19 protein-coding genes and 1 pseudogene are annotated in these 19,997 nt (G+C 62.7%); 8 read left to right on the forward strand and 12 right to left on the reverse strand.

From position 1 onward, the window contains the following. Positions 1–6: 6 nt before the first annotated feature. The 4 genes from HCN58_RS26760 to coaD are packed head-to-tail and all read right to left on the reverse strand — an operon-like array spanning position 7 to position 1,976. Entirely contained in the window at positions 7–471 is a 465-nt protein-coding gene (locus tag HCN58_RS26760) for a peptidylprolyl isomerase (protein ID WP_171582352.1), read from the reverse strand. After that, entirely contained in the window at positions 447–887 is a 441-nt protein-coding gene (locus tag HCN58_RS26765; protein WP_171582353.1) for a UCP034077 family protein, read from the reverse strand. Before HCN58_RS26765 ends, HCN58_RS26760 begins: the two co-directional genes overlap by 25 nt. Positions 888–891: 4 nt before the next feature. Then, positions 892–1,434, reverse strand: a complete 543-nt coding sequence (locus tag HCN58_RS26770) for a peptidylprolyl isomerase (protein ID WP_171582354.1) — start codon at positions 1,432–1,434, stop codon at positions 892–894. A gap of 44 nt (positions 1,435–1,478) precedes the next feature. Continuing rightward, a complete protein-coding gene (gene coaD / locus HCN58_RS26775) occupies positions 1,479–1,976 on the reverse strand; it encodes a pantetheine-phosphate adenylyltransferase (protein ID WP_171582355.1) in 498 nt (165 codons plus the stop codon). Positions 1,977–2,246: 270 nt separating this feature from the next. Between coaD and HCN58_RS26780 the strand changes: the two genes are divergently transcribed. From HCN58_RS26780 to HCN58_RS26790, 3 genes are all read left to right on the forward strand, one after another. Further along, positions 2,247–2,504, forward strand: a complete 258-nt coding sequence (locus HCN58_RS26780; RefSeq protein ID WP_171582356.1) for a hypothetical protein — start codon at positions 2,247–2,249, stop codon at positions 2,502–2,504. Positions 2,505–2,689: 185 nt separating this feature from the next. Next, positions 2,690–4,039 (forward strand): 3-carboxy-cis,cis-muconate cycloisomerase, encoded by a 1,350-nt coding sequence (gene pcaB, locus HCN58_RS26785; RefSeq protein WP_171582357.1) that lies wholly within the window; start codon positions 2,690–2,692, stop codon positions 4,037–4,039. Between the two features lie 49 nt (positions 4,040–4,088). After that, on the forward strand, positions 4,089–4,340 hold the full coding sequence (locus HCN58_RS26790) for a type 2 periplasmic-binding domain-containing protein (protein WP_235983919.1): 252 nt from the start codon (positions 4,089–4,091) through the stop codon (positions 4,338–4,340). A 267-nt stretch (positions 4,341–4,607) separates the two neighbouring features. Here the strand turns inward: HCN58_RS26790 and HCN58_RS26795 are convergent, their stop codons facing one another. The 4 genes from HCN58_RS26795 to HCN58_RS26810 form a co-directional block, all read right to left on the reverse strand. Further along, on the reverse strand, positions 4,608–5,117 hold the full coding sequence (locus HCN58_RS26795) for a hypothetical protein (protein ID WP_171582358.1): 510 nt from the start codon (positions 5,115–5,117) through the stop codon (positions 4,608–4,610). 264 nt (positions 5,118–5,381) lie between these two features. Continuing rightward, complete coding sequence (gene gyrA / locus HCN58_RS26800; protein WP_171582359.1) at positions 5,382–8,108, reverse strand: DNA gyrase subunit A; 2,727 nt, start codon at positions 8,106–8,108, stop codon at positions 5,382–5,384. 201 nt (positions 8,109–8,309) lie between these two features. Further along, entirely contained in the window at positions 8,310–8,708 is a 399-nt protein-coding gene (locus HCN58_RS26805) for a DUF2306 domain-containing protein (protein WP_171582360.1), read from the reverse strand. Positions 8,709–8,950: 242 nt separating this feature from the next. After that, complete coding sequence (locus HCN58_RS26810; RefSeq protein WP_171582361.1) at positions 8,951–9,433, reverse strand: single-stranded DNA-binding protein; 483 nt, start codon at positions 9,431–9,433, stop codon at positions 8,951–8,953. 515 nt (positions 9,434–9,948) lie between these two features. Here HCN58_RS26810 and HCN58_RS26815 point away from each other — a divergent pair. The 3 genes and pseudogenes from HCN58_RS26815 to uvrA all read left to right on the forward strand — a co-directional run bounded on the left by HCN58_RS26815 (position 9,949) and on the right by uvrA (position 14,940). Beyond that, on the forward strand, positions 9,949–10,698 hold the full coding sequence (locus HCN58_RS26815) for an outer membrane protein (protein WP_171582362.1): 750 nt from the start codon (positions 9,949–9,951) through the stop codon (positions 10,696–10,698). Between the two features lie 379 nt (positions 10,699–11,077). Then, positions 11,078–11,690: pseudogene (locus HCN58_RS26820) on the forward strand (outer membrane protein). 268 nt (positions 11,691–11,958) lie between these two features. Next, positions 11,959–14,940 (forward strand): excinuclease ABC subunit UvrA, encoded by a 2,982-nt coding sequence (uvrA, locus tag HCN58_RS26825; RefSeq protein ID WP_171582363.1) that lies wholly within the window; start codon positions 11,959–11,961, stop codon positions 14,938–14,940. 332 nt (positions 14,941–15,272) lie between these two features. Here the strand turns inward: uvrA and HCN58_RS26830 are convergent, their stop codons facing one another. The 4 genes from HCN58_RS26830 to HCN58_RS26845 all read right to left on the reverse strand — a co-directional run bounded on the left by HCN58_RS26830 (position 15,273) and on the right by HCN58_RS26845 (position 18,231). Further along, positions 15,273–16,214, reverse strand: coding sequence for a YVTN family beta-propeller repeat protein (locus HCN58_RS26830; protein WP_171582364.1), 942 nt, complete (start codon positions 16,212–16,214; stop codon positions 15,273–15,275). Positions 16,215–16,216: 2 nt separating this feature from the next. Next, positions 16,217–16,759 (reverse strand): SRPBCC family protein, encoded by a 543-nt coding sequence (locus tag HCN58_RS26835; protein ID WP_171582365.1) that lies wholly within the window; start codon positions 16,757–16,759, stop codon positions 16,217–16,219. 207 nt (positions 16,760–16,966) lie between these two features. Continuing rightward, entirely contained in the window at positions 16,967–17,293 is a 327-nt protein-coding gene (locus HCN58_RS26840; protein WP_171582366.1) for a PRC-barrel domain-containing protein, read from the reverse strand. A gap of 164 nt (positions 17,294–17,457) precedes the next feature. Next, a complete protein-coding gene (locus HCN58_RS26845; protein ID WP_171582367.1) occupies positions 17,458–18,231 on the reverse strand; it encodes an AAA family ATPase in 774 nt (257 codons plus the stop codon). Positions 18,232–18,329: 98 nt separating this feature from the next. On the opposite strand from HCN58_RS26845, the gene HCN58_RS26850 reads away from it, so the two are divergent. Together HCN58_RS26850 and HCN58_RS26855 are read left to right on the forward strand one after the other, a co-directional pair. Then, complete coding sequence (locus tag HCN58_RS26850) at positions 18,330–18,521, forward strand: hypothetical protein (RefSeq protein ID WP_171582368.1); 192 nt, start codon at positions 18,330–18,332, stop codon at positions 18,519–18,521. 613 nt (positions 18,522–19,134) lie between these two features. Then, positions 19,135–19,791, forward strand: a complete 657-nt coding sequence (locus tag HCN58_RS26855) for an outer membrane protein (protein WP_171582369.1) — start codon at positions 19,135–19,137, stop codon at positions 19,789–19,791. The last annotated feature ends 206 nt before the right edge of the window (positions 19,792–19,997 follow it).

Genomic DNA, 19,997 nt, shown 5'->3' on the forward strand with positions numbered 1-19,997 from the left:
GTTGAATCAAGCCGCGTCCAGCGCCATGCGCGCTTTCACGATCTTGTCCGGGTTCTGCACCGGCTCGCCGCGCTTGATCCTGTCGACATTCTCCATGCCCGAGGTGACCTTGCCCCAGACGGTGTACTGGCCGTTGAGGAAAGAGGCGTCGTCGAAGCAGATGAAGAACTGGCTGTCACCGGAATCCGGGCTCGCGGCGCGGGCCATCGACGCGGTGCCGCGCACATGCGGTTCCTTGTTGAATTCGGCCTTCAGCTTCTTGCCGGAGCCGCCCATACCCGTACCCTGTGGGCAGCCGGTCTGCGCCATGAAGCCCTCGATGACGCGATGGAACACGATGCCGTCGTAAAATCCCTCACGCACAAGTTCCTTGATCCGGGCGACATGGCCCGGCGCGAGATCGGGACGCATTTCGATGGTGACGGGGCCCTGGGTGGTTTCAAGGATCAAAGTATTTTCTGTATCAGCCATGCTCTTTTCTCTTCCGGTTTGGGTGGACGTTTGCGGGTTCTAAAAAGGACCGCGAAAGGCCGGCCGGCGACCGCACCGCCCAGTCCCTCGGTAAATGGCAACGGCGTGCAGCGTTGCAATGTCTCCATCACGGCAATCCGGTACGCGATCCGGTCGTTATCGTTGGCGCGTTCCGATTCATAGGTGATCCTGGGTTGGCCCAGAATGGCGCCTTCCCGGTTGAAGCTGACGACGACCGTGATGTCCATCGGGTTGGCGCGCGAGTAAGGCGGCGGCCGCCAGCAGGAATACAGTTTGGCAAAGACATCCTTGATGGTGTCGAGTTGCTGCGGCTGAGCCTGCGCATGCGCACCCGATGCGAGCCACACGAGAGCAGCGGCAAACCAGACGAATGGCTTGCTGCGGCCCGCTGTCATGGCCTCACTTAATGTCGGATGCGACTTGCACCTTCACCATCTTGTCGGGATCGACGACTGGTTCGCCGCGCTTGATCTTGTCGACCACGTCCATGCCCGACACGACTTCGCCGATCACGGTGTACTTTCCGTTCAGCGACGCGCCTTCCGCGAACATGATGAAGAACTGCGAATTCGCCGAGTTGGGATCGCTCGTTCGCGCCATTCCGACGACGCCGCGCTTGTACGGCACGTTGGAGAATTCGGCCGGAAGGTTCGGATATTTCGAACCGCCGGTGCCGTTAAAGTTCTTGCCGTCGCCGGTCTGCGCCATGAATCCCTCGATCACGCGATGGAACGGCACGTTGTTGTAGTAGCCCTCGCGCGCCAAGAGCTTAATGCGCTCGGCATGCTGGGGCGCAATGTCGGTCCGCAGCTTGATCACGATGCGGCCCTTGGTGGTGTCGATCACGATCGCATTCGTCTTGTCGAGATTGGCCGGCAGCGGCTGGGCGATTGCGGGAACCGCGCAGACGAGCGCGGCGACGAGTGCGAGAATTCGGATCATGTAGGCTCCACGCATGTGAAAACAGGAAAGCGCGTACGAGCGCGTTAACCCGCGAACTTGGCCTTCAGGCTCGCGGCAATCTGGGGCGGCACGAAGGCGGAGAAGTCGCCGCCCATGGCGGCGATCTGGCGCACCAGCGTGGCGGTGATCGGGCGGACCGCGGGCGACGCCGGGACGAATACGGTGTGCACCTCTGGCGCCATGACCTCGTTCATGCCGGCAAGCTGCATTTCGTAGTCCATATCGGTTCCGTCGCGAAGGCCGCGAATCATGATGGTGGCGCCGACCTGCCGCGCCGCAGCTACGGTGAGGTTGTCGTAGGTGGTGCAGTCGAAAGCGCAGCCGGCCTTTTGCGCAATCGGCTCACATACCGCCCGAACCATGTCGAGCCGCTCCTCGGTCGAAAACAGCGGCTTTTTGCCGGAATGGACGCCGATAGCGACAATCAGGCGGTCGCACAGCGTCACGGCGTGCCGCAGCACGTCCAGATGGCCGTTGGTGATGGGATCGAATGAACCGGGATAGAGCGCGATACGGGACATATGCCCTCCTACCCCGCCCCGGGCGGTCCGGCAAGCCGGGCCCGGTTCCCCCTGGTGCGGCTTTTTATTGGGATCGGCCAATGAACCAGTTTTGGGGCCCGGTGTCTCGCTGGGTGGACCGGCAATGTTTCGTCCGTCACTGGCCGACGAAACAAAACTCAGCCGCGACGAAACCATTTTTGGCGGCGGCGAAGACGGCCGGAAACTTGCGCCCATTACAAGTCTCCCAACGAAACGACGGGCCGCCAAGGCCCATGACAGGGGACCGTCATGATCAAGGCTTTTTCCGCCATCGCTGCTGCCGCTTTCATTGCCGCCGCGCTGACCATATTGCCCGGCTTTGCCCCTCAGGTCGAAGCCAGCGTGCCGCAGGCGCTTGCCAAGGGTGACCGTCTGGACATCCGCACCGTCGGCAAGGATTGCTCGCAGCAGGCCTGGCCAAATTTCGAAGCTTCCTGCCTGCGCACCGCCGGCTCCAGGTCGATGGTGAAGGAAGCCCGCCTGGTTACCGCTGACCGTACCCCGTAAGGGTCAAGTTCCGTTCCGACCTCCAAGGGACCGCAGTATTGGCGAGTAGGGATGCCTCCCTACTCGCCGTTTGCGTTTCTCGCCGAGCGGTGGGCGCTACTGCCTGCATCACTCGCGCGGCCCGTCTTGCCGGAAGGTCGCGCCGGGCGTACGTCTGCCGCATCAAACGGGAGTGAAGCAAGCGCGTGGCCAGCACGATATTCGACAGCGCCCTCTATCGCGACGTTTTCTCCACGCCGGCCATGCGGGCGGCATTTTCCGACGAGGCGCAGCTCAAGGCCTATGTGCAGGCCGAGGTGGCGCTTGCCACCGCGCAAGGCGAGACCGGCATGATTCCGCGCGAGGCGGCCGAAGCGATCACGCGGCAGGCGCCAGCGATCGCGCTCGATATCCAGCAGTTGAAGCGCGATACCGAAAATGTCGGCTACCCGATTGTCGGCCTGGTCCGCCAGCTATCGGAGCAATTGGGCGAAGCCGGCCGCTATTTGCACTGGGGGGCCACCACCCAAGACATCATGGATACGGCGACCGTGCTGCAACTGCGCGAAGCCGTTGCGCTGATCGAAACCCAGCTCGCCGAGGTCATGGCTACGCTCGCCAATCTCGCCCGCCTCCACCGCGATACGCCGATGGCCGGCCGAACCCATCTGCAGCAGGCGCTGCCGATCACGTTCGGGCACAAGGTTGCGATCTGGCTCTCGGCGCTGCAGCGCTCGGCCGAACGGCTCGAACAGGCCAAGCCACGCGCGCTTCAGGCGCAGCTCGGCGGCGCGGCGGGAACGCTGGCGTCACTCGGCGAGCGCGGACTGGACGTCCGTGCGGCTTACGCGCGCGTGCTCGGCCTCGCCGAACCCGACATCACCTGGCATGTCGCGCGCGACGGGCTGGTCGAACTGGTGCAGACGCTGGCCGTGATCTGCGGCGCGCTCGGCAAGATCGGCTATGACGTCATGATCCTGATGGCGACCGAGATCGGCGAGGTGTTCGAACCGTTCTCTTCGCATCGCGGCGCATCCTCGACCATGCCGCAGAAGCGCAACCCGATCTCGTCGGAAATTCTGCTGGCGAACGCGAAGGCGTCCCGCGACGCCGCTTCGCTGATGTTAGATGCCATGGTTCAGGATCTCGAGCGCGCCACCGGGCCGTGGCACTGCGAATGGCTTGCCATGCCCCAGGTCTGTCTTCTGACGGCCGGATCGCTGGCGCAGGCGCAATTCATGCTGTCCGGCCTGACCGTCGATCCCGAGGCGATGAAGCGAAACCTCCATGCCACGCGCGGGCTGATCGTCGCCGAAGCAGTCATGATGGGGCTTGCGCCGGCGCTCGGGCGTCAGCTTGCCCATGACGAGGTTTATGCCGCCTGCCGAGATGCGTTCGACTGCGGTGACGCGCTGCTCGACGCCCTGCTGCGGCGCCCAGCCATCGCGTCCGCCCTGCCGCGCGATCGGCTCGCCGCCTTGTGCGAACCATCGAACTATCTCGGCACCGCGGGGGCGATGGTGGACCGCGTGCTCGCGCGTCAAAACCAGCGATAAGCACGATCGATAAGCATCAGGGAGGATCGATTCGTGGCGACCCGCACTCTTGATCCGCCGCGCGGTTACCTTCGGCTTGGATGGCGCGCTTTGCTTGCCCTCGATCCCGCGCGCCCAGGCGAACTGTCCGGACTGGCCGATCAACGTCATCGTGCCGTTTGCCGTCGGCGGGCCGACCGACGCGATCACGCGCATCTATGCCGAATTCCTCTCGCACGACTTGGGCCAAAAGCTGGTGGTCGAAAACGTCGCCCGCGCCGGCGGAACGATCGGCTCGACGAGAGCCGCGCGCAACACCTGACGGCTATATCATCCAGTGGCGTACCCGGATGGACGAAGCGCAATCCGGGAAGGGTCTCACCACCGGATAGCTGATCCCGGTTTACGCAGCGCGTCACCCGGGCTGCGTGTCAGCGATAGCGACGAGAACTCTGGAAGCATTCCCAATACAACTATCGCGGCGCGAACCAGCAGATCATTGCCCATTGTCCATAATTGCTTCTGGCAGACCCGGTCTGATGTGCAGTTTGTGCCAATCGCGACCGAGCCCGGCACGTTGCAAGTCGGTTCAATTCGGTGACTGGGCGATGGGGGCGGCGCTCTCGCGAGGGTTGGAGGCGACTTGTGGCAGGGCAAGAGTGAAAGCGTCGACCAGCCGACGTCGCCAAGGTTGCGTCAGCATCGATAGCTTGCCTTCGAGCAGAGCCGCCCTTTCCCGGGCTCCCACGCTTTCCGTGCTGACTTTGAGCAGTTCGGCCAAGAGCTTGTTGGTGCGTTCGCATTCTCTTTCGAAGTCGGCCCGGTGGCCGCTGGCAATCACCTTCATCTCGGCCAGCTCAGTCTGCAAGGTCTCGATTTTTTGCTTTAAGGCGGTGACCACCTGGTGACCGCCCTGCGTTTGCGGCTGACGGGATATTGGGGAATGGCTGAATTCGCTGAGATCGACCTGGACAAGCGTCTTGCCGTCGTTGGAGCGGGAGCGCGGCCATCGGTGTCGTTTCACCAGAGCGCGGGCAGCTTCTGGGGAAATCTTGAGCCGTTCGCCCAGATCGGCATACGTCAGCATCTCGACGGGCATGATATCCGCTCCCGTTTGGCCGGACGGTCACCACCCGGACACAGCAAATAGTATCAATCCATAGTTAATGGCTGGTTTACCGTGAGCGGGAGCCATGACCGGCGCGCCGGGGCGAGTGTCCAGCTCATCCGGACCACGCACCTTGTCATTCCGGGATGCGTGCGCAGCACGCAGGCCCGGAATCCATCGCGCTGCAAACGCAAATGGCGGTATGGATTCCGGGCTCATCGCGTTCGCGATGCCCCCGGAATGACGGTGGAGGCGCTAGCCGCCGTTCCCGTTGACGCCGTTCTCGTCTTCCGAGATATGCTCGACCGACACCACGTGCTCGTCCTCGGCCGTATCGAACACGATGACGCCTTGCGTCGAGCGGCCGGCGATGCGGATGTCCTCGACCGGGCAGCGGATGAGCTGGCCGTTGTCGGTGACCAGCATGATCTGATCGCTGTGCTCCACCGGGAATGACGCCACCAGCTTGCCGTTGCGGTTGTTGACGCTCATCGCCACGATGCCTTTGCCGCCGCGGCCGGTGGTGCGGTATTCATAGGACGAGGTGCGCTTGCCGTAGCCGTTGACGGAGACCGTCAGCACGACCTGCTCCTGCGCCGACATTTCGGCGTAGCGCTCCTGCGAGAGCTGGAGCGAACCCGAGGTCTCCTCGCCCTCGGCATCAACAGGCTCTTCAAGCGCGGTTTCGCCGGCGACCGCGCGGCGCATCTTCAGATAGGCCGACCGTTCGTCCGAGGTGGTCTCGACATGGCGCAGGATCGCCAGCGAGATCAGTTTGTCGCCCTCCGCCAGCGCGATGCCGCGCACGCCCATCGAGGTGCGCCCCGTGAAGACGCGCACATCCGTGACGGGGAAGCGGATGCACTGGCCGCCGGCCGCGGTCAGCAGCACGTCGTCACGCTCGGTGCAGATCTGTACGTCGACGATCGATTCACCCTCCCCGAGCTTCATGGCGATGATGCCGGAGCGGCGGACATCGACGAAGTCGGACAGCTTGTTGCGGCGGACGGTGCCGCCGGTGGTGGCGAACATCACGTCGAGATTGCCCCAGGAGGATTCGTCCTCCGGCAGCGGCATGATGGTGGTAATGCGCTCGCCCTGCTCCAGCGGCAGGATGTTGATCAGCGCCTTGCCGCGCGCGTTGGGCGCCGCCACCGGCAACCGCCAGACCTTTTCCTTGTAGACCTGGCCGCGCGAGGAGAAGAACAGCACCGGCGTGTGGGTCGAAGCCACGAACAGCCGGCTGACGAAATCCTCGTCGCGGGTCTGCATGCCGGCGCGGCCCTTGCCGCCGCGCCGCTGCGCCCGATAGGTCGAGAGCGGCACGCGCTTGACGTAACCGGCGTGCGAGACCGTGACCACCATATCCTCGCGCTGGATCAGGTCCTCGTCCTCGACCTCGCCTTCCTGTTCGACGATCACGGTTTTCCGTGGGGTAGCGAATTTGTTCTTCACCTCGGCCAGTTCGGTCTTGATGATCGCCTGCACGCGCGCCCGCGAGCGCAGGATCTCGAGATAGTCGGCGATTTCCACCGCGAGCTTGTCGAGCTCTTCGGAAATCTCCTCGCGGCCGAGCGCCGTCAGCCGCTGCAGGCGCAAGTCCAGAATGGCCTTGGCCTGCTCCAGCGACAGCCGTGCGGTGCCGTCCGGCGCCATCCGGTGGCGGGGATCGTCGATCAGCGTGATCATCGCTTCGACATCCTTGGCCGGCCAGTCGCGCGACATCAACGTGTCGCGCGCGGTGTTCGGATCGGGCGAAGTTCTGATGACGCGAATGATCTCGTCGATATTGGCAACGGCGATTGCAAGGCCGACCAGGATGTGGGCGCGGTCGCGGGCCTTGCTGAGCAGGAACTTGGTCCGACGGGTGACCACCTGCTCGCGGAACGCGATGAACAGCGTCAGCAGATCCCTTAGGTTCATCGTCTGCGGGCGGCCGTTATCCAGCGCCAGCATATTTGCCGGGAAATTCGATTGCAGCGGCGTGAAGCGATAGAGCTGATTCAGCACGACATCGGCCATCGCCTCGCGCTTCAACTCGACGACGACACGGAAGCCGTCGCGGTCGGATTCATCGCGCAGGTCGGCGACACCTTCGATCTTCTTTTCGCGCACCAGTTCGGCGATGCGCTCGACCATGGTGGCCTTGTTTATCTGATAGGGAATTTCGGTGATGATGATCGCTTCGCGATCCTTGCGGATGGTGTCGATCGTGACCTTGCCGCGCATCACGATCGAGCCGCGGCCGAGGTGGTAGGCCGAGCGGATGCCCTGGCGGCCGAGAATGATGCCACCGGTTGGAAAGTCCGGTCCCGGAATGATGTTGATGAGATCGTCGATGCCGAGCGCAGGATTGTCGATCAGCGCCACGCAGGCGTCGATGACTTCGCCCAGATTGTGCGGCGGGATGTTTGTCGCCATGCCGACCGCGATGCCGCCGGCGCCGTTGACCAGCAGGTTCGGGAACTTGGCCGGCAGAACCGACGGCTCCTTCTCGGAACTGTCGTAGTTCGGCTGGAAATCGACAGTGTCCTTGTCGATATCGCCGAGAACCTCAAGCGCCGATCGGGTCAGACGGGCTTCGGTATATCGATAGGCCGCGGGCGGATCGCCATCGACCGAGCCGAAATTGCCCTGACCGTCGATCAGCGGCACGCGCATGGAGAAATCCTGCGCCATCCGCACCATCGCGTCGTAAATCGACTGGTCGCCGTGCGGGTGATACTTACCGATCACGTCACCAACGACGCGGGCAGATTTGACGTACTTCTTGTCGGGCGTGTGCCCCTGCTCGTACATCGAATACAGAATGCGGCGATGCACGGGCTTCAACCCGTCGCGCGCATCCGGCAGCGCCCGCGCCACGATCACGCTCATGGCGTAATCGAGGTAGGAGCGTTTCATCTCATCGAGGATGGAAACGGGACGGATATCGGAGTGCTCCGGCGGCTCGCCGGGCTTGTCGTCTTCGTTGTCGGACAAAGGGGAATCCAGTCAGTTCTCAGCTAAGAATCATATAGCGCATCGAAGCTCGAATCACCACCCCGAAGCGCGCTAACGAGGTCGTTTTTCCGCTCGTTTTTTCATGGACTTACCGGGATCGGAGACAGCTTTCGCGAGCCCTGCCGGAACCACCATTTCAAGGCAGGAAAGATAACGTAAAACTGTGCTCCCACGGTCGGCCTACTGGCCGAAAACCACCGCATGCATGATCCGTCCCGGCAGGAAGGTGAACAAGCCGGCGACGACGAGCGCGCCGAAGAAGATCGACGCCATGGCCTTGCGATGACCGCTGACATTGTGCCGGCGGGCATGCAGCACCGCGAGCGCCAGCATGACCGGCACGAGGATCGACAGCAGGTGGATCGGGCTGAACAGCCCGATCATCCGGATCTCGTTGATCCAGAGCGAGCTGATTGCGACCGCAGCCATCAGCGCGACCCAGATCCAGCCGATGGTCCGGTGCGGCAGGGTTCCCTTCGGTGCCGCGAATTGCACAATGCCGAGCGCGAACGCCGCCATGGCCGCGAAGGCATGCAGCGGGATCGTCCCGGGGGCCTCCAGCAGCGGTGCCAAGCTCATATGGTGGGCTCCAGATCCGGTTTAGGTTCGAGTTTAGGAGCAGCTTAAGTGAAACACCTCATGTAAATCACATGACGGCTGGGCGAACCGACCGCAGGCTCGGATCGCAGCGCGCCTGCAGACAGGTTTTCAGCCGAATACAGCGGATCCTTGCCGCGGCACATTAGTCGTAAAGCAGGCGTAAACGCCCCTTCTCGCAAGCGGATTTCTTGCTGGGCCAATGCGCCGGCCGAACGCCTCGCTCAGAAGGGAATGTCGTCGTCCATGTCGCTGTTGCGGCTGCCGGCCGCGACCGCCCGCCGTGGCGCGGAACTGGCCGGACCGCTGGAGCCGAAATCGCCTGACTCGTCGGAGCCGAAGCCGCCGCCCCCGCCGCGGCCGTCGAGCATGGTCAGGTTCGAGTTAAAACCCTGCAGCACGACTTCGGTCGAGTATTTGTCGACCCCGCTCTGGTCGGTCCACTTGCGCGTCTGCAACTGCCCCTCGATGTAAACCTTGGCGCCCTTCTTCAGATACTGCTCGGCGACCTTGCAGAGTCCCTCATTGAAGATCACGACGCGGTGCCACTCGGTCTTTTCCTTGCGCTCGCCGGTGGCCTTGTCGCGCCAGGTCTCCGAGGTCGCGATGCTCAGATTGGCAATCGGTCGCCCGTCCTGTGTGCGCCGGATTTCAGGATCCTTGCCGAGGTTGCCGACTAGAATCACCTTGTTCACGCTTCCCGCCATCGCCGCTCTCCACTCAATATCGCCGGCAAGAATCACTGGTCCGGCCCGCTTCCGTGCCGGCCGTCTTCAATTCTTGACCTGTCGCTTGTCCGTTTTCCGCGTCCGCTCCCGGACATCCGAACGGACCCTATACGCTCGCAGGCCCCGCTGACTTGGCGATCCCTCGGCAAGTCAGCGGTTATCCACATATAGCATCCCTGGGGCAAGCGTTCCAGCTTTGTTCCCGTTATTGATCATTGATCTATTCCCGTCCACCCGCTCAACCAGCGGAGGAGTTCGTCGGAACAAAATGGAACCCGAAAAAGACGAAACGGAACCCGAAAGTTCCACCTGAAATCGTGAATATGTTAAGCAAATCATTAGCTTGGTTCCACATACTTCGTTCGCGACTGTTGCAATTCGGAGACGCAATTTTCCCGCGAGTCACGCTATAGAAATTGCACAGCGGCGCGGGCGCTCGCGTCACCAACAACGCTTCAGGACCAGCGGAAGCGGATTAGAACTGGGGATAGACCATGAAGAAGTATCTGTTAGCTACAGTTGCTCTCATTGCATTTGCCGCGCCTGCGGCGGCCGCCGACCTCGCTGCGCGTCCCTACACCAAGGCGCCGCCGCCCGCGATTGCCGCCGTGTACGATTGGACCGGCTTCTACATCGGCGCCAACGGCGGCTGGGGTTCGAGCCACAAGTGCTGGGATTCGGTGGCACCGGCTCTGCTGCTTGGCCCTGAGGGTTGTCATGACGCGACCGGTGGGGTGGCCGGTGGTCAGCTCGGCTATCGCTGGCAGACCGGCACCTGGGTGTTCGGTCTCGAAGGCCAGGGTAACTGGGCGGATCTGAGGGGCAGCAACGCAAGCACGCTGTTCCTCGGCTCCCGGAACGAGTCGCGGATCGATGCCTTCGGCCTGATCACCGGTCAGATCGGTTACGCAGCCAACAACGTTCTGTTCTACGTCAAGGGTGGTGCGGCCGTCACCGCGGACCGCTTCCGCATCCGCGATATTCCCACTGGCATCGTCACTGGCACCACTGGCGATGATACCCGCTGGGGCGCCAGCGTCGGCGCGGGCATCGAATTCGGCTTCGCTCCGAACTGGTCGGCCGGCGTCGAATACAATCACCTGTTCATGCAGGACCGCACCTACACCTTCACCTCGCCAGTCACTGGCGCGTTCTTTGCCGCCGATCGCATCCGCCAGGACGTCGATCTCGTCACCGTCCGCGTCAACTACCGCTGGGGTGGCCCGGTCATCGCGAAGTACTGATCGCGACGCCAGCGCGGGACTACGGAAAGGCCGGCTTTACGCCGGCCTTTTTGCTGGGATGTCGACATGGTCACACCGTGCATCAGCTAAAGTTCGGCGGCCCGGTGATCGCCAGATACTGATCGTCGCTTTCAACCACCGCGGCCGGCCGCGCGCCTTTTTTGGTTGTAGCCGGGCGCAACCGCTGCCCGCCATGGTTGTATTCTCCACGCTTTTGACCCAGATGCGATATTTCCGCGACAGCATTTCGCGGGAACTTTCGCGCTATATGCCAAAACAACCTCAAATTGACGGCTGAGGAAAGTTAGGTTGGAGAGCCGCGAAAGGAAAAAACGTGGAGAAGACCCTGCTGACCACCACAGGCCTGATCGCGCTTGGGATGGCGCCCGCGATGGCCGCCGATCTTGCTGCCAGCCCCTATACCAAGGCGCCCGCCGCAGCGATTGCGATCAATAATTGGACCGGCTTCTACATCGGTGCGATGGGCGGCTATGCCCAACAAAACTCTTCGTCCCTGGGCGCGGGCGAGGTCAGCGGCGGCTTCGCCGGCGGTACGCTCGGCTACGACTGGCAGACCGGCAACCTTGTGCTCGGCGTCGAGGTCGATGCCGCCTGAGCGGATGTCGGCTTCACTGTGGGCAACCCAGCGCTTGCCGCGTTCGAGACCCGGATTCGCGAGATGGGCACCGTTCGTGGCCGCATCGGCTACGCCTTCGACCAAGTCCTCGTCTACGGCACCGGCGGCTATGCGTGGGCCGACAATCGCGTGACGATATCGGGGCTCGGTTTGAGCGTGTCGGACAGCAAGATCCACTCCGGCTGGACTCTCGGTGCCGGCGTCGAGGTGATGTTCGCACCGAAATGGTTCGGTCAAAGCCGAGTACCTCTATCGCAGCTTCGAAGGCCAGACCTACTTCGCAGGCATCGCTCCTCTTCCGAGCGGAACACTCAACCTGAACAGCGTTCAGGTCGGCGTGAACTACCACTTCTAAGATTTCCTGCTGAAGCTGCCTGCGCCTCCGTTCCGCAACCCGGAACGGAGGCGTTTTGTTCATCGGCGTTCCGCAACCGCGCTGCTGACGGCTGCTGCCAAAAAGATCTCAGTTCAAACAATCCGTTGATGGTTCGCGCGCGGCACTGGAAATTTTCCGTCGTTCTTCCTATGTTCCGACTTTCGATCAACGGCGCCTGATCCCGGTTCTTGGCCGGCAATGCGCGCCCAACGTGGCGCGTGCGATCTGCGCGCCTGGAAATGCCGATATGGATGAAGTGCTAAGGGCGAAGCGCCAACAGAACGTCGGCTCCGCATCGCGTGCGATTACCATTCGCGGTGCGCGCGAGCACAACCTCAAGAATGTCGATATCGAGATTCCCCGCGACAAGCTGGTCGTATTCACCGGCCTCTCGGGCTCCGGCAAATCCTCGCTCGCCTTCGACACCATCTATGCCGAGGGCCAGCGCCGCTACGTCGAGTCGCTCTCGGCTTACGCGCGCCAGTTCCTGGAGATGATGCAGAAGCCGGATGTCGACCAGATCGATGGCCTCTCTCCTGCAATCTCGATCGAGCAGAAGACCACGTCGAAGAATCCGCGCTCCACCGTCGGCACCGTCACCGAAATCTACGACTACATGCGCCTCTTATGGGCGCGCGTCGGCGTGCCCTACTCGCCCGCGACGGGCTTGCCGATCGAAAGCCAGGTCGTCTCACAGATGGTCGATCGCGTGCTGGCGCTGCCCGAGGGCACGCGACTCTATCTGCTGGCGCCGGTCGTGCGCGGCCGCAAGGGCGAGTACAAGAAAGAGCTCGCCGAATGGCTCAAGAAAGGTTTTCAGCGCGTCAAGATCGACGGCACGTTCTATGAGCTGTCGGAAGCGCCGACGCTGGACAAGAAATTCCCGCACGACATCGACGTGGTGGTCGACCGCATCGTGGTCCGTCCCGACCTTGGCCAGCGCCTCGCCGAAAGTTTTGAGACGGCACTGAAGCTCGCCGAAGGGCTGGCGGTGATCGAATATGCCGACGCGCCGGCGGGCGCACCTGCGGCCGAGGACAAGAAGAAGACCGCCAAGATCCACGACAAGAGTGGGCCCGAGCGGATTCTGTTTTCTGAAAAATTCGCCTGTCCGGTTTCCGGATTTACGATTCCCGAAATCGAGCCGCGGCTGTTCTCGTTCAACAACCCGTACGGCGCCTGCCCGGCCTGCGGCGGGCTTGGCGTCGAACAGCACATCGACGAAGACCTCGTCATTCCCGACAAGGAATTGACCTTGCGCAAGGGCGCGATCGCGCCGTGGGCAAAGTCGTCCTCGCCCTACTATATCCAGACGCTGACCGCGCTCGGCAAATTTTACAAGTTCACGCTCGACACCAAGTGGAAGGACCTACCGAAGAAGACGCAGGCCGCGCTCTTGCACGGCTCCGGCGACGACGAGATCAAGTTCTCCTATGAGGACGGCGTCCGCTCCTACGATACCAAAAAACCGTTCGAGGGTGTCATCACCAACCTCGAGCGCCGCTACCGCGAGACCGAGAGCGAATGGGCGCGCGAGGAGCTGGCAAAATATTTCTCCGACATTCCCTGCGAGGCCTGCAAGGGCCATCGCCTCAAGCCCGAGGCGCTCTGCGTCAAGATCGACGGCAAGCATATCGGCGAGATTTCAGAACTCTCGGTAAAGCGCGCCGGCGAATGGTTCGAAAGCGTGCCGAAGGCGCTCAACGACCAACAGAACGAGATCGCCGCGCGCGTGCTGAAGGAGATCCGCGAGCGGTTGTCCTTCCTGCTCGATGTCGGCCTGAACTATCTCACGCTATCGCGCTCTTCGGGCACATTGAGCGGTGGCGAGAGCCAGCGCATCCGCCTGGCCTCCCAGATCGGCTCCGGACTGACCGGTGTGCTCTATGTGCTGGACGAGCCCTCGATCGGCCTGCACCAGCGCGATAATGCGCGCTTGTTGGAGACGCTGAAGCGGCTGCGCGACCTCGGCAATACCGTGATCGTGGTCGAGCATGACGAGGACGCGATCCGCCTCGCCGACTACGTGCTCGACATCGGCCCCGGCGCCGGCATGCATGGCGGCCACATCGTGGCGCAAGGCACGCCCGCCGATATCATGAAGAATCCGAAATCGCTGACGGGTAAATATCTCACCGGCGAATTGTCGGTCGCGATCCCCGAGCGGCGGCCGCCGAACCACAGGCGAACGATCAAGGTCGTCAACGCCCGCGGCAACAATCTGAAAAACGTCTCGGCGGAAATTCCGTTGGGGCTGTTCACCTGCGTGACGGGAGTCTCCGGCGGCGGCAAGTCGACGCTGCTGATCGATACGCTCTACCGCGCGATCGCGCGCAAACTCAACAACGCCAGCGAAGGTGCCGCCCCGCATGACCGCATCGAGGGGCTGGAGCATATCGACAAGATCATCGACATCGACCAGTCGCCGATCGGCCGCACCCCACGCTCCAACCCCGCGACCTATACCGGCGCCTTCACCCCGATCCGCGAGTGGTTCGCCGGCCTGCCGGAGGCCAAGGCGCGCGGCTACGAGCCCGGCCGGTTCTCCTTCAACGTCAAGGGCGGCCGCTGCGAGGCCTGCCAGGGCGATGGCGTCATCAAGATCGAGATGCACTTTCTGCCCGACGTCTACGTCACCTGCGACACCTGCAAGGGCAAGCGCTACAACCGCGAGACACTGGAGGTCCTGTTCAAGGGCAAGTCGATCTCGGATGTGCTCGATATGACGGTGGAAGAAGCCGCAGAATTCTTCAAGGCCGTCCCCCGCGTCCGCGAGACCTTTAAAACGCTGCACCGTGTCGGCCTGGACTACATCCACGTCGGCCAACAGGCGACGACCCTGTCCGGCGGCGAAGCCCAGCGCGTCAAGCTGGCAAAGGAGCTGTCAAAACGCGCGACGGGACGCACGCTGTACATCCTGGATGAGCCGACCACGGGTCTCCACTTCCACGACGTTGCAAAGCTGCTCGAAGTGCTCCACGAGCTGGTCGCGCAAGGCAACACGGTGGTCGTGATCGAGCACAATCTGGAGGTCATCAAGACCGCCGATTGGGTGATCGACCTCGGCCCGGAAGGTGGCGACGGCGGCGGCGAGATCGTTGCGTGGGGACCTCCGGAGGATATCGTCAAGGCGCCGCGGAGTTATACGGGGAAGTTTCTGGCCGCGGTGCTGAAGAAGGCGGATGGGAAGCCGAGGAAGAGCGGAGCCGCGAGCGAGGCGGCGGAGTGAGCGAGGCGGCAGGTGTTCATCAATCCTTCGTTCACCTGCCGCGTGTGTCTGGGATAATCTATGTCAGCTTCCGTCGCCGCTTACCACGATTTCAGATCACCGTAGGCATATTTTGCCAATTATCGAATCCGACGGGGATCAGTTGCGCTGCCACCACGATTCACATTGCACTGGCGGCCAATTTCCATAGATGCTCTGTTGAATCTTCAGGCCGGCCGGGAACCCTGGGCTCCATACGTCGATCCATTGTCAGCACCGAAACGCGCGCACCTCATCGCCGACGTCCGTCGCAACGCCGCTTTCTACGGCACCCCTACGCCCCTCCCCGAGATCTACCGTCTGAGAAACGCCCCGAACGCCCTTGGCCCGTCGCCGACCTTGATCTCGCCTGTCACCTTCAGCTCGACCGCATCGATCACGCTGATCGAGTTGCTCTCCCAGTTCGCCACGATGATCTGCCTGCCGTCCGCCGTCGCCGCGATCCCTTCCGGGTAATCGCCCACGGTAATGCGCTTGACCGGAGCCAGCGTTAAGAGATCGAACACGCTGACGGTGCCGTCATACTGGTCGGAGACGAAGCCGCGGCCCTGGGCCAGTGCGACCGCATAGGGCCGCAAGCCCGTCTTCACGCGCGCGATCTCGCGGGCCTCCGCGATATCGATGACAGACACATCGTTCGATCCGACATTAGCTGTGTAGGCGCGCCGGCCCTCGGCATCGATGGTAATGCCAAACGGGCGCTCCCCGACCTTGATCGTGGCCCGCCGTTTCCGCGTCGCCGTATCGATGACGGAGACGCTGTCGGCATCGCGGTCCGCCGAAAGCAGGAGCCGCCCGTCCGATGTCACCGCAAGCCCCGACGGCGAGGCACCGACCGCAATATCCGCGACCACGCGCAGCTCTTTCGGATGGATCACCCGCACCGCCGCGGCGTACCAGTCCGCCACATAGACCGTCGCACCATCCGGCGCCACCGCCACGCCGAGCGGACCGCCGCCGACGTCGATCTTGCCGACGACCTGGCGCGCAGCGGCGTCGATCACCGTGAGCGCCTTGGCGTCAGGACTCGTCACATAGGCGAAGCGTCCATCCGGCGTGACGGCGACGCCCGCCGGCTTGCCGCCAATCGCGATGGTCGCGACCGGCCGCGACGTCGCGAGATCAACGACGGTGAGATTTTCGCTGAGCTGATTGGTGACAAACGCCTCCTCGGCCCAAGCGCTCCAAACCGTGCCGATGCTGGCGACCAGCGCCGCCAGAACAAGGACCCGCACAATCAGCTTCCGCGTTCGACCTTCTTCTTCAGCGCTTCGAGCCCCGCGCGATAAAGCCCGCTCACCGCCTTCACGGCAGCCTCATCGCTCAGCTCCGGCGGCGGATCGTTGTTGGGAAAGCCGCGATAGAACGCGCCAGCCCATTCCAGGACGCTGCCCTTGCCGTCTGCGCTCGGCGACACCGTCAGCGTGGAGGAGTAATTAGTGACCGGCAGCACCTTCACGTCGACGGCCGTGATCCGGTAGGAATAGGTCATCTTCTCGGCATCGTACTTGTAGAGTTCCTCATCGACGGTCGCGCCGTCTGCCAGCGTCAGCCGCCGCGTCGCCTCGATCTCGTTGCCTTTCGTGCCCTCGGTCCTGCTGACCGGCTGCAGCCAGCTCATGTCCTGGAAATTGCCGACCACCGCCCACATCTTCGCCGGCGGCGCGTTGATCTCGATCGATTCCCGCACCTTCTGGCGGGTTGGCCCGTGCGCCCAGGCGGCCCCCATTACCGCCAGCGCCATTACCACAGCGCCCACCCTCGCGATCGTCCCTCTCATGTCGTTTCCCCAAGGTTTCATTGGCCCCGCGCTGGCGCGCGGTGGCGATATCGTTACGCATTCTCGTGCCAAAGAAGGCTGGTTCGTGGCGCAGCCGGGGAAGCGGTCGCGACAGGATGGCGTTGGCCGGCCTGTTCCTCGCCGCGCAGCAAGCGGGTCGCGCGGCAAGGCTGCCTACGCCGCTCCCAAAAACTGCAAAGCCCGCGCCTACACCGTCCAGTAGTGCGGATGCGGCTGCGAGCGGTCGCCCCAGTCGAAGGCGTCATCATCGAGCTCGCACGGACCCTTGTGGAGATCCTCCAGTGTCACGTCGGTCTGGTAGGCCTGACGCGCGGGATCAAACCGGAGAGCGTCCCACCGGATCGGACAATGATGGTGGCTGCCGAGCAGCCCTCCGGTCTTGACGACGGCGTAGGCAACCGTTCCGCTCACCTTGTCGAGCATCAGCCGCTCGATCGAGCCGAGCTTTGTGCCGTCGCGCCCGTACACGTTCACGCGCTCGACGCGATCACTGGGCACGAGGGTATGAGGCATGGCGACCTCCCTGTTTTCCCTTGTTCGGTCGAGATAATAGCACAACCGAGTCCGGCATGGGTGATCGCACGCTGCGACAAAGTCTGCAGTTACCGTACGATGGGTAGAGCCAACGGGGCCGGCCGACAGGCCGGACCCGTTGGCTCTACCCGTCGTACAAGCCCTCACTCCTCGATCGCCGCCTGCACGAAACCGTCCGGATCGTCGCAAAACTCGCGCAGGACCTTGTAGTGATCGGTCTCGCGCACCGTCACGGGCTCCAGCCCGTACTTTGTCAGCCGTAGCAGCGTCGCGTTCGGATAGGCCATTAGCACCGGCGAATGTGTGGCCATGATGATCTGGCAGTGGCCGATCTGGTCCATCCGCCGCATCAGTTTCAGAAACTCGATCTGGCGCGCGGGCGACAGCGCGGATTCCGGTTCGTCGAAGATGAAGATGCCCTGCCGCTGGCAACGCTCTTCGAAGAAGCGCAGAAAACCTTCGCCGTGGGAGTGCGAGAGGAAGTCAGGAGGCGGCGGCCCGAACGGGTCATCCAGCGCTGCCTTGTCCAGATATCTCGCAACCGAGAAGAAGCTTTCCGCGCGGAAGAACCATCCGTTGGTAATCTTGGGCAGCCAGCTGGCGCGAAGTGCGGCCGAGAGACTGCCGCCCATCTTTTCCAGCGCGCCGGAGTGGTCGACTGGCGCATAGCCCTTGCCACCGCCGGCTTCATCGTAACCGGCAAGCACAGCGATGCCTTCGAGCAACGTGGATTTCCCGGTGCCGTTCTCGCCGACGATGATGGTGATCGCACGCTGAAAACTGAGTTCGAAGTCGTCGCACAGCAGCGGCAGACAGAACGGATAGGCCTCGCGGTTGGTGATCCGCGTCGGCTCGAGCCAGATGCGCTTGAGGTACGGCGCCGGCAGGTTGATCGGGCGATTGCGTCGTGAGGCCATGTGGGCGGGTCCGAAGGGAACAACTTCGCATTCAATGCATATATCAGGATCGTCCTGCAACCCCAGATGGCAGGAAAGCCCTTTGCCAAGAACCAGCGATGCCGAGCGCCGCCTACGCCCTCTTCCGCAATGCCATCCTCAACGAGCAGCAGGTCGTCTGCGACTACAGCGGCCGCAGCCGCGAACTCTGCCCACATATCATTGGCACCAACAAACGCGGCGAAGAGGTTGTGCTGGCCTGGCAGTTCGCCGGCGAAGCAGTGGCCCGCTGCCGCAATGGCGCTGCCTGAAACTCGCCGATGTCAGCGATGCCCGGGTGCGCCCGGGCCGCTGGCATGAGGGCGGCTCGCATCGCACCACCCAGACCTGCGTCAGCGATATTGATCTCGACATCAACGTTCACGTTCGCAAGCGGCGCTAATGCCGCCTCACATTCAATCGTCATCACCCGCGAAGGCGGGTGACCCAGTATTCCAAAGACGCCAGTGATTGAACGAAGAAGCCGCAGCGTACTAGATTCCTCGCCTCGCGGGAGATGACGAGTTCACGTAATCCTCGCCCTCATTGGGATGAGGGAAGCGATTATCGAATGAATACACTCGCCTCTCTCTCGCAAACCGAGAACGCGCGCCACGTTACACGTCGCCGCACTGCTGTCGAAATAGCAACCTGCCCGCGCCAATGCGCGAACGCGCTTCGGTCCAATTTTTGCCGGCATACATGTCGTATGGTTAATCTGCGAACGACGTTTCTCACATCCGTACAAACGTCGCTTGCAGACGGCTCTTCGGGGGCGCGTTCGCGCCCACTTCCACAAACGATACGTCACCATGCCGGTGCAATCAGTCCGCGATGGCGGCCTGCAGGGGGGTTATACGAGTGTTCAACTTCAGGGGACAAAAAATGAAACGACTACTTCTAGCTGGTGTGGCTTTTTCGGTCGCGACCGCGGCCTCGGCGGCCGACATGCCGGCGCGGCCCTACGCCAAGGCTCCGGCGGTGGTGTCTCCGGCGTACAACTGGTCGGGCTTTTATATCGGCGCGATGGGCGGCTTTGGCTGGGGTGGCAGCGATAGCGACGGCAGCGGCGGGTTCGGCGGTGGCACGATCGGCTACAACTGGCAGCTCCCCGGCAGCCAGTTCGTATTCGGTGTCGAAGTCGACGCCGCCGGCGCCAGCATCAAGGACAGCGTCACCGAAGACATCGGCGGCCTCCTGGTCACGACGGAAAACAAGATCAACTCATTCGGCAGCGTGACCGGCCGCGCCGGCTTCGCGATGGATGCGGCCTTGATCTATGCCAAGGGAGGTTATGCCTGGGCCAACAACAAGGCCTCGATTTCAGCGCTGGGCACGACGTTTTCGGACAGCCAGTCTCACTCGGGATACACGATCGGAGGCGGCCTCGAATATTTGTTCACGCCAAGCTGGTCGGCCAAGGCCGAATACATGTACACCAGCCTCGGCGGCGAGACCTACAATTTCGGCGGTTTCCCGCTGGATTCCGGCACGCTCGACTTCCACACCATCAAGGTTGGCGTGAACTATCACTTCAGGTGAGGTCGAGAAGTGTAGAGCTGTAGGGTGGGCAAAGCGTAGCGTGCCCACCACTCAGGAGCGAACCGGAAAGACGGTGGGCGCGGCGCAAGACCGCATTGGCACCTACAGACTGTCGTCACCCGCGAAGGCGGGTGACCCAGTATTCCAGAGATGCTTGTAACTGAAACGCAAGGCCGCGGTGTACTGGATGCCCCGCATGCGCGGGG

It is taken from the genome of Bradyrhizobium australiense, from assembly GCF_013114825.1.
GTDB lineage: Bacteria > Pseudomonadota > Alphaproteobacteria > Rhizobiales > Xanthobacteraceae > Bradyrhizobium > Bradyrhizobium australiense.

Coding starts and splice junctions, on each gene's coding strand:
- HCN58_RS26795 (WP_171582358.1), bottom strand. CDS start 5,117: ATGCCCGTCGAGATGCTGACGTATGCCGATCTGGGCGAACGGCTCAAG.
- HCN58_RS26760 (WP_171582352.1), bottom strand. CDS start 471: ATGGCTGATACAGAAAATACTTTGATCCTTGAAACCACCCAGGGCCCC.
- uvrA (WP_171582363.1), top strand. CDS start 11,959: ATGGATGAAGTGCTAAGGGCGAAGCGCCAACAGAACGTCGGCTCCGCA.
- HCN58_RS26850 (WP_171582368.1), top strand. CDS start 18,330: ATGCCGAGCGCCGCCTACGCCCTCTTCCGCAATGCCATCCTCAACGAG.
- HCN58_RS26815 (WP_171582362.1), top strand. CDS start 9,949: ATGAAGAAGTATCTGTTAGCTACAGTTGCTCTCATTGCATTTGCCGCG.
- HCN58_RS26845 (WP_171582367.1), bottom strand. CDS start 18,231: ATGGCCTCACGACGCAATCGCCCGATCAACCTGCCGGCGCCGTACCTC.
- HCN58_RS26810 (WP_171582361.1), bottom strand. CDS start 9,433: ATGGCGGGAAGCGTGAACAAGGTGATTCTAGTCGGCAACCTCGGCAAG.
- HCN58_RS26770 (WP_171582354.1), bottom strand. CDS start 1,434: ATGATCCGAATTCTCGCACTCGTCGCCGCGCTCGTCTGCGCGGTTCCC.
- HCN58_RS26855 (WP_171582369.1), top strand. CDS start 19,135: ATGAAACGACTACTTCTAGCTGGTGTGGCTTTTTCGGTCGCGACCGCG.
- HCN58_RS26835 (WP_171582365.1), bottom strand. CDS start 16,759: ATGAGAGGGACGATCGCGAGGGTGGGCGCTGTGGTAATGGCGCTGGCG.
- HCN58_RS26780 (WP_171582356.1), top strand. CDS start 2,247: ATGATCAAGGCTTTTTCCGCCATCGCTGCTGCCGCTTTCATTGCCGCC.
- coaD (WP_171582355.1), bottom strand. CDS start 1,976: ATGTCCCGTATCGCGCTCTATCCCGGTTCATTCGATCCCATCACCAAC.
- HCN58_RS26765 (WP_171582353.1), bottom strand. CDS start 887: ATGACAGCGGGCCGCAGCAAGCCATTCGTCTGGTTTGCCGCTGCTCTC.
- HCN58_RS26805 (WP_171582360.1), bottom strand. CDS start 8,708: ATGAGCTTGGCACCGCTGCTGGAGGCCCCCGGGACGATCCCGCTGCAT.
- HCN58_RS26840 (WP_171582366.1), bottom strand. CDS start 17,293: ATGCCTCATACCCTCGTGCCCAGTGATCGCGTCGAGCGCGTGAACGTG.